Source organism: Pararhizobium sp. (assembly GCF_035497515.1).
In the GTDB taxonomy this organism is placed as follows: Bacteria; Pseudomonadota; Alphaproteobacteria; order Rhizobiales; family Rhizobiaceae; genus Pararhizobium.
Genome location: NZ_DATJDJ010000243.1, coordinates 1 through 7,316 on the forward strand (window position 1 = coordinate 1; position 7,316 = coordinate 7,316).

The 7,316-nt window shown below is 60.6% G+C and carries 7 protein-coding genes; 4 read left to right on the forward strand and 3 right to left on the reverse strand.

The genetic code is table 11. The features are described 5' to 3' along the window. The 4 genes from VL202_RS25305 to VL202_RS25320 all read left to right on the forward strand — a co-directional run. Positions 1-1,129, forward strand: a 1,129-nt coding sequence (locus VL202_RS25305) for a c-type cytochrome (RefSeq protein WP_414692948.1), incomplete at its 5' end; no start/stop codon positions are given. Between the two features lie 207 nt (positions 1,130-1,336). Then, complete coding sequence (locus VL202_RS25310; protein ID WP_414692949.1) at positions 1,337-2,044, forward strand: FadR/GntR family transcriptional regulator; 708 nt, start codon at positions 1,337-1,339, stop codon at positions 2,042-2,044. 17 nt (positions 2,045-2,061) lie between these two features. Then, on the forward strand, positions 2,062-3,264 hold the full coding sequence (locus tag VL202_RS25315; protein ID WP_056340475.1) for a mandelate racemase/muconate lactonizing enzyme family protein: 1,203 nt from the start codon (positions 2,062-2,064) through the stop codon (positions 3,262-3,264). Positions 3,265-3,290: 26 nt separating this feature from the next. Beyond that, entirely contained in the window at positions 3,291-4,211 is a 921-nt protein-coding gene (locus tag VL202_RS25320) for a DMT family transporter (RefSeq protein WP_325466821.1), read from the forward strand. Positions 4,212-4,370: 159 nt separating this feature from the next. Here the strand turns inward: VL202_RS25320 and VL202_RS25325 are convergent, their stop codons facing one another. Genes VL202_RS25325 through VL202_RS25335 form a run of 3 tightly spaced genes read right to left on the reverse strand, consistent with a single transcriptional unit; the run spans position 4,371 to position 7,232 of the window. Further along, positions 4,371-5,375, reverse strand: coding sequence for a TRAP transporter substrate-binding protein (locus VL202_RS25325; protein ID WP_325466822.1), 1,005 nt, complete (start codon positions 5,373-5,375; stop codon positions 4,371-4,373). Positions 5,376-5,418: 43 nt separating this feature from the next. Next, entirely contained in the window at positions 5,419-6,699 is a 1,281-nt protein-coding gene (locus VL202_RS25330) for a TRAP transporter large permease (RefSeq protein ID WP_056340484.1), read from the reverse strand. Further along, the gene (locus VL202_RS25335; protein ID WP_325466823.1) at positions 6,699-7,232 is read right to left on the reverse strand and encodes a TRAP transporter small permease; all 534 of its coding nucleotides are present in this window, start codon (positions 7,230-7,232) and stop codon (positions 6,699-6,701) included. Before VL202_RS25335 ends, VL202_RS25330 begins: the two co-directional genes overlap by 1 nt. Between the last annotated feature and the right edge of the window lie 84 nt (positions 7,233-7,316).

Below are 7,316 nucleotides of genomic sequence, written 5' to 3' on the forward strand. Positions count from 1 at the left end.
GACGGGGGCATCGAAAATGTCGAGATTTCCTAAGCTCGTTTTCCTTCTTGGCCTTTCGGTCGCAGCCGGTGCCGGGAGCGCCGGGGCAGTCGATCTCGCGGCCGGAAAAAAAGTCTTCGGCAAATGCGCGTCCTGCCATGCTGTGGGCGAGGATGCCAAGAACAAGGTCGGCCCAGAGCTGAACGACCTGATCGGCCGCACTGCGGGAACCGTCGAGGGCTACAAATATTCCAAGGCGATGATCGATGCCGGAGCCGGTGGGCTTGTCTGGGACGAGGCCAATCTTCGCGCCTACCTGACCAAGCCGCGTGACCTGGTCAAGGGCACGAAAATGGCCTTTGCCGGGCTCAAGAAGGAAGACGAACTGGCGAATATCATCGGCTACCTCGCGTCCTTCTCGAAAAAGGCGGCGGCTGTCGAGAAAGAGGAGCCGGATACGAAGGCGGCCGCAGCAGAGCCGGCACCCGCAGCGGCGGACAAAGCAAGCAGCCAGGCCGCCAGCCCTCCAGGGGCCGGTGATGGCCTGCACCTGAAACTCGGGCGTCTTGCCACGGAAGAGGAGGTCGCCGCCTGGGACATCGACATCCGTCCCGACGGTCTCGGCCTGCCGAAAGGCAAGGGCACCGTTTCCCACGGCATGGAGATCTACGACCAGAACTGCGCGTCCTGCCACGGCGATTTCGGCGAAGGGGTCGGCCGCTGGCCGGTCCTCGCGGGTGGACAAGGCACGCTTCGGGCCGACCGGCCGGAAAAGACCATCGGCTCCTACTGGCCCTATCTCTCGACCGTCTACGACTATGTGCGCCGCGCCATGCCATTCGGCAATGCCCGCTCGCTGTCCGACGACGACGTCTATGCACTGACCGCCTATCTGCTCTATCTCAACGACGTCGTCACCGACGAGGAATTCGAGCTTTCGGACAGGAATTTCACCGATATCAGGCTGCCGAACGAGGCCAATTTCATCGAGGACGATCGGACGGACGAACCCTTCTATGCCGGCAAATCCGAACCATGCATGACGAACTGCATCCCCGGCAAGGCGACGATCAAGATGCATGCCGCGATCCTCGACGTAACCCCCGAAAATGCCGATGAAGACGACCAGCCGGCAGGCGGAATTGATTGACGTCCGCCAGCAGATCGAAGCCCTCGAATTGACTGTCTTGGCGGACAATCCCCTTTTGTCCGCTCATGGGATGACAGCCAGGGATGTCGCTCAATCGCATCTGGATGCATGAGCGAGTTCCTGCATCGTTGAAGCCAATGGCTTGATCGGCGCAATCCATTGCTATAGGAAACCTGTATGACAGGTTTTCGAAAGCAATAAGACATGATTGCAAATCCATCAGCGACGCCCGAGGACTTTGTCGGCGGAGCGGTGACGGCGATCGCGCGGCTGATGCGTGAACGGGATCTCAAGCCCGGCGATCGCCTGCCGGCCGAAGCGCTGCTGTCGAAGGAATTGCAGGTTTCCCGCACGGTCATCCGCGAGGCGCTTCGGTCGCTTGCCGCCCTGAATCTGGTGCGGCTGGGAGCCGGCAGGCGTCCGACCGTGGCCGAACTCGACGATGGCGCGTTCTCCCTGATGTTCGAGCACGGCGTCGTGACGGACCAGATCGATATCCAGCAAATCTATGATGCCCGCCGCACGATCGAGACGCGCACCGCAGCCCTGGCGGCCATGCGCCGTAGCGAGGCGGAATGCCGGGCCATTCTTTCGCATGCCCAGGCGATGGAAGATCAGCTTGATCACCCGGACGCGGTGATGGAGCATGACATCGCCTTTCATATCGCCATTGCCCGCGCCTCGCGCAATCCGGTTTTTGTCCTGATCATAGGCGCCTTCCAGGGCATCACCCGGCAAACATGGCCGATCGGCTGGAAGAGCCGGGAAAGCGACGACGAACGCCGGGCGATGAATGCGCTTCACATGAAGATCGCGGAATCGATTGCCGCTGGCGATCCCAAAGCGTCCTCCACCCTGATGGGCGAGCATTTCGACCAGAGCATCAAGGCCCTCCTGAACGCCGGCCTTATCTAATCACCAGGAACACCAAGATGAAAATCACCAGACTCGAAACCGTGCGCATCGCCGAACGCAGCAATCTTTTGTGGGTTCTCGTCCATACGGATGAGGGCATTACCGGGCTTGGCGAAACCTTCTTCGGAGCGGAGACGGTGGAAAGCTATCTGCACGAATATGTGGCGCCGCGCGTGATCGGCCGTGATCCGCTGCAGATCGACCTTCTGGCAAGCGATCTGGTCGGCTATATCGGCTTCCGTTCCTCCGGCGCCGAAGTGCGTGGCAATTCCGCTTTCGACATTGCCCTCTGGGACATTTTCGGCAAGGCGACCAACCAGCCGATCGCGCAATTGCTCGGGGGCTTCAGCCGCAAGGAAATCCGCACCTACAACACCTGCGCTGGAACGGAATATATCAAGAAGAGCACCGGCCAGACGACGGGCAATTACGGCCTGACCGGCGGCACGGCCTATGACGACCTGAACGGCTTCCTGCACCGGGCCGATGAACTTGCGGAATCGCTTCTTGCCGACGGCATCACCGCCATGAAGATCTGGCCCTTCGACGCAGCCGCGGAAAAGACCCGGGGCCAGTATATTTCAATGCCGGACCTGAAGACGGCGCTCGAACCGTTCGAGAAGATCCGCAAGGCCGTCGGCGACAAGATCGACATCATGGTCGAGTTCCATTCCATGTGGCAATTGCTGCCGGCCATGCAGATCGCCAAGGCGCTCGCCCCGTACCAGACATTCTGGCACGAGGACCCGATCAAGATGGACAGCCTGTCGAGCCTCAAGCGCTATGCGGAGGTCTCTCCGGCGCCGATTTCAGCCTCCGAGACGCTCGCCACCCGCTGGGGCTTCCGCGACTATCTCGAAACCGGAGTTGCCGGCATCGTCATGCTGGATATTTCCTGGTGCGGCGGTCTTTCCGAGGCCCGCAAGATCGCCTCGATGGCGGAAGCCTGGCATCTGCCGGTGGCACCGCATGACTGCACCGGCCCCGTCGTCCTCTGCGCCTCTACCCATCTTTCGTTGAACGCGCCGAATGCACTCGTCCAGGAGAGCGTGCGCGCCTTCTACAATACCTGGTACCGGGATCTCGTCACCGCGCTGCCGGAGGTAAAAAACGGGATGATCACCGTTCCGCCCGGGCCGGGGCTTGGCATGGAGCTGCATCCGGAGCTAGAGAAGACCTTTACCGTCAGCCGTCGAGTCTCAGACGCCTCGAGCGTCTGATTTCATTCAGGAACCAGGGAATAATCATGACCAGGATTGCTTCGGCTGCGGCCGGTTTTGGAGCCTCGTCCGCAGCCGGACCGCTGGTCATGCTGCTCGGCATGCTCATGTTCGCGCTCAACGACGCCATGGGCAAATGGCTGGTATCGTCCTATGGCCTGGGCCAGGTCATCCTGATCCGCAGCGTCGCGGCGCTCATCATCCTGTCGCCGCTGCTATGGAAGGCAGGTTTTGCTCCGATCGTCGGCGCGGAGCGCAAGGGCATGCAGCTGGCGCGGGTGATGTTCTCGACCGTCGAAGTCTTCTGCTTCTATTACGCCGTCATGTATCTGCCCCTGGCGGATGTCATGACCTACTGGCTGGCGGCCCCGATCTATGTCGCCGCGGCCTCCCCCTTCCTGCTCGGCGAAAAGGTCGGCTGGCGCCGCTGGAGCGCGATCGCCGTCGGTTTCGTCGGCGTCATCATCACGCTTGAACCGTCGAGCGCCATGTTCACCATGCCGGCCGTGATCTCCATCATCGGCAGCGCCGCCTTCGCCTTCATGATGATTTCCGGACGGTTCCTGCGCGGCACTCCGGACAGCACTCTGGTGTTCTTCCAGATCACGGGCGCCGGGATCGCCGGCCTGTTCTTCGTGCCCTTCGACTGGTCACCGATCCAGTCGCAGACGGATCTCCTGCTGCTCGGGCTGCTGGGCGTCGTGGCCATGGCGGCGCATATGCTCGTCAACCGGGCCCTGAAGATGTCGGACGCCGCGACCGTCGCACCGCTCCAGTACACGCTGCTGCTCTACGCCGTCATCTTCGGCTGGATGTTCTTCGGCGACGTTCCCCGCCTGACCATGATCATCGGCGCCGTGCTGATCGTCGCATCGGGGCTGTTCATCTTCATCCGGGAACAAATGCTGAAGAGGCGCCAGGCCGATCCGCCGATTGAGGTGCCATAAGCACCAGGGCTTCGGCAGCAGATTCTTCACCATTCCGCCGAATTCTCCTCCGTTCGACCGCAACATCTCCTTCTCCAACAAAAATGCCCGTGGCACGCGGCCACGGGCATTTTTTGTTGGCAATCGGACCGCCCGCGATGGACGGCCCGAACCTGTTTTTTACTTCCGGATTTCCGCAAGATTGGCAAGAATGCCGTCGACGACGTCGGCGCCGATCTCGGCCTTGTGTTTCTCGTAGACGACCATCGACTTCTCGCGGATACGCGCCTGCTCTTCAGCGGAAAGCGTGTTGACCTCGAGACCGGCCTCCTTGATCTTCTCCAGGGACTTCTTGTTGAGGTCTTGGATGACCTTGCGCTCTTCGTCACGACCGACGACCGCGCATTCGCGAAGGGCTGCTTGCTCGTCGGCGGTATAGGTGTCAAAGATCGCCTTCGAGAACAGGAAGAGGAACGGCGTATAGGCGTGGTTCGTCTCGGTGACGTATTTCTGCACTTCGTAGAACTTCGAAGTGTCGATCGTCACATAGGGGTTTTCCTGCGCATCGATCGCCTTGGTTTCCAGGGCGGAGAAGACTTCGCCGAAGGCCATCGGGGTCGCGTTTGCGCCCAGATTCTGGAAGGTGTCGAGGAAGATGTTGTTCTGCATGACGCGAACCTTCATCCCTTCGAAGTCTTCCCACTTCGTGACCGGGCGAACCGAGTTCGACAGGTTGCGGAAACCGTTTTCCCAGTAGGCGAGATTGACCAGGCCGGCTTCTTCGAGCTTCGTGTTCATCATGTCGCCGAAGTCGCCGTCGAGGACCTTGTAGGCTTCCTCGGGGCTGGTGAACAGGAACGGCAGGTCGAAGACGCCGAGCGCCGGAACGATACCGACCAGCGGCGACGAGGATGTGACGACGGCTTCCTGGACACCCGAGCGCAGAGCCTGGGTTGCCTGAAGGTCACCACCGAGCGCACCGCCCCAGAAGGCCGTCAGCTTCAGCTTCGCGCCGGACTTTTCGTCGAGGCAGGCCTGCATGGCCTTGATGCCGTTGCCGACCGGATGGTCTTCGTTGATGCCGTTCGAGACGCGGATCGTGCGCTCGTTGAACTCGGCGAAGGCCGGGGCAGCGGCGGAAAAGCCGAATGCGATGGCGGTGGTGGCAAGAAGTAGTTTTCTCATAATATCCTCCCTTGGATACAGTTGGTGAGCGGTTGAAGGGTAATCAGTAAAGCCAGCGTGCGGGTATAAGGACGAGGTCCGGGAAGAGGACCAGAAGAAACAGCACGATGGTTTGGGCAACCAGGAATGGCCAAACGCCGATAGTCACCTTCCCGAGCGGTATGCGACCCACGCCGCTGACGACGTTGAGAACGACGCCGACGGGCGGCGTGATAAGGCCGATGCAGTTGTTCATGATGAACAGGACCCCGAAATAGATCGGGTCGATGCCCGCCTGCTTGATGATCGGCATCAGGACGGGCGTCAGGATCAGGATCGTCGGCGTGAGATCGAGGGCAGTGCCCACCACCAGCACGAGGAGCATGATCACAAACAACAGCAGGGTGGGCCGATCGATCAGAGGCTCGATGAACCGGGTGATCTCAGCCGGGATATTGGCGGCCGTGATGAGCCATGCGGACACCAATGCCGCACAGACCAAAAGCATGATCACCGATGTCGTCTTCGCAGCGGCCAGAATGACACGCGGCAGCTGGCTCGGCTTCAATTCGCGGTAGATGAACATGCCGACGAAAAGAGCATAGGCCGCGGCCACGACGGCGGCTTCGGTGGGCGTCACTACGCCGGCCTTGATGCCGCCGAGAATAATGATCGGCATTCCGAGCGCCCAGCCGGCACGCGCGGTCGCCGTGACACGCTCACGCGACGAAGCCTTCGGCAACGGCTCGATCTTGTCCTTCCGCACCACAATCAGCCAGGTCGCAAGCAGGGCGAGGCCCATCAGAACGCCAGGAAAGATGCCGGCCATGAACAGCTGGGTAATCGATACGTTGGCGGCGACACCGAAAACGATGAATGCCATGGAAGGTGGAATAACCGGCGCGATGATGCCGCCGGCCGCAATCAGGCCAGCGGAGCGGGGCACGTCGTAGCCCGCTTTTGCCATCATTGGGATCAGGATCGCCGCCAGTGCGGCTGTATCGGCCGCGGCCGAACCGGAAATACTGGCCATGATCAGTGCGGCCATGATGGTAACGATACCCAGGCCGCCGCGCATATGGCCGACACAGGCGATTGCAAAGTCAATGATGCGGCGCGACAGGCCGCCGGAATTCATCAACTCCCCGGCAAGGATGAAGAAAGGGATCGCCAGAAGCGTAAAGCCTTCTTCGGCGCCGGCAATCATGTTCTGGGCGATGATCTGCGGATGGAACATGCCCATGTAGGCCATGAGCACCACGCCGCAGAACATCAGGGAGAAAGCGACCGGTACGCCGATTGCCATCGATCCGAGGAGCGACGATATGAAGATCAACAATGTCATCAGGTGCGCTCCGCCAGCTGCTCGATGGTCAGGTTTTCTCCGGCAAACGCAGCGATCTCCTCCTCCGTGACGCGGCCTGTCACCAAACGGACCAGGCGCTCGATCGCAATGATGGCAATCCCGGCCCCCGTGAACATGCCGATCCCGTAGACGAAGAGCATGGGCAGTCCCGTGACGGGCGCCTTCATGCTGAAATTGATGCCCGACTGCATCCACGCGCCCCAGAAGAAGATGGAGCAACATAGGAGGACGATGAGATTGGAAAGGATCATGCAGATGATCCGGCCCTTGCGCCCGAACATCATGACCAGTGTCTCGACGCCCAGATGCGAGTGCTCCCGGAAGGTCACGACCGCGCCGATGAAGGTCAGCCACACGAAGAAGTAGCGCGACAGTTCATCGGACGCGTTGATGCCGGAGTTGAAGCCGTAACGGAGCACGACGTTCAGGAATACCATGACAGCCATGCCCGCCAGCAGCAGGATCAGCAGCACCTCAAGAAATTTGTAGAAGATGTCGATCGCTCGTTGCATCTGCGCTTCCCTTTACGCTTACAGAAGCCCGCGCCGGGCAAGGTTCTTCATCAACGCGCCAAGGCCGAAATTCCATTTCGGGCA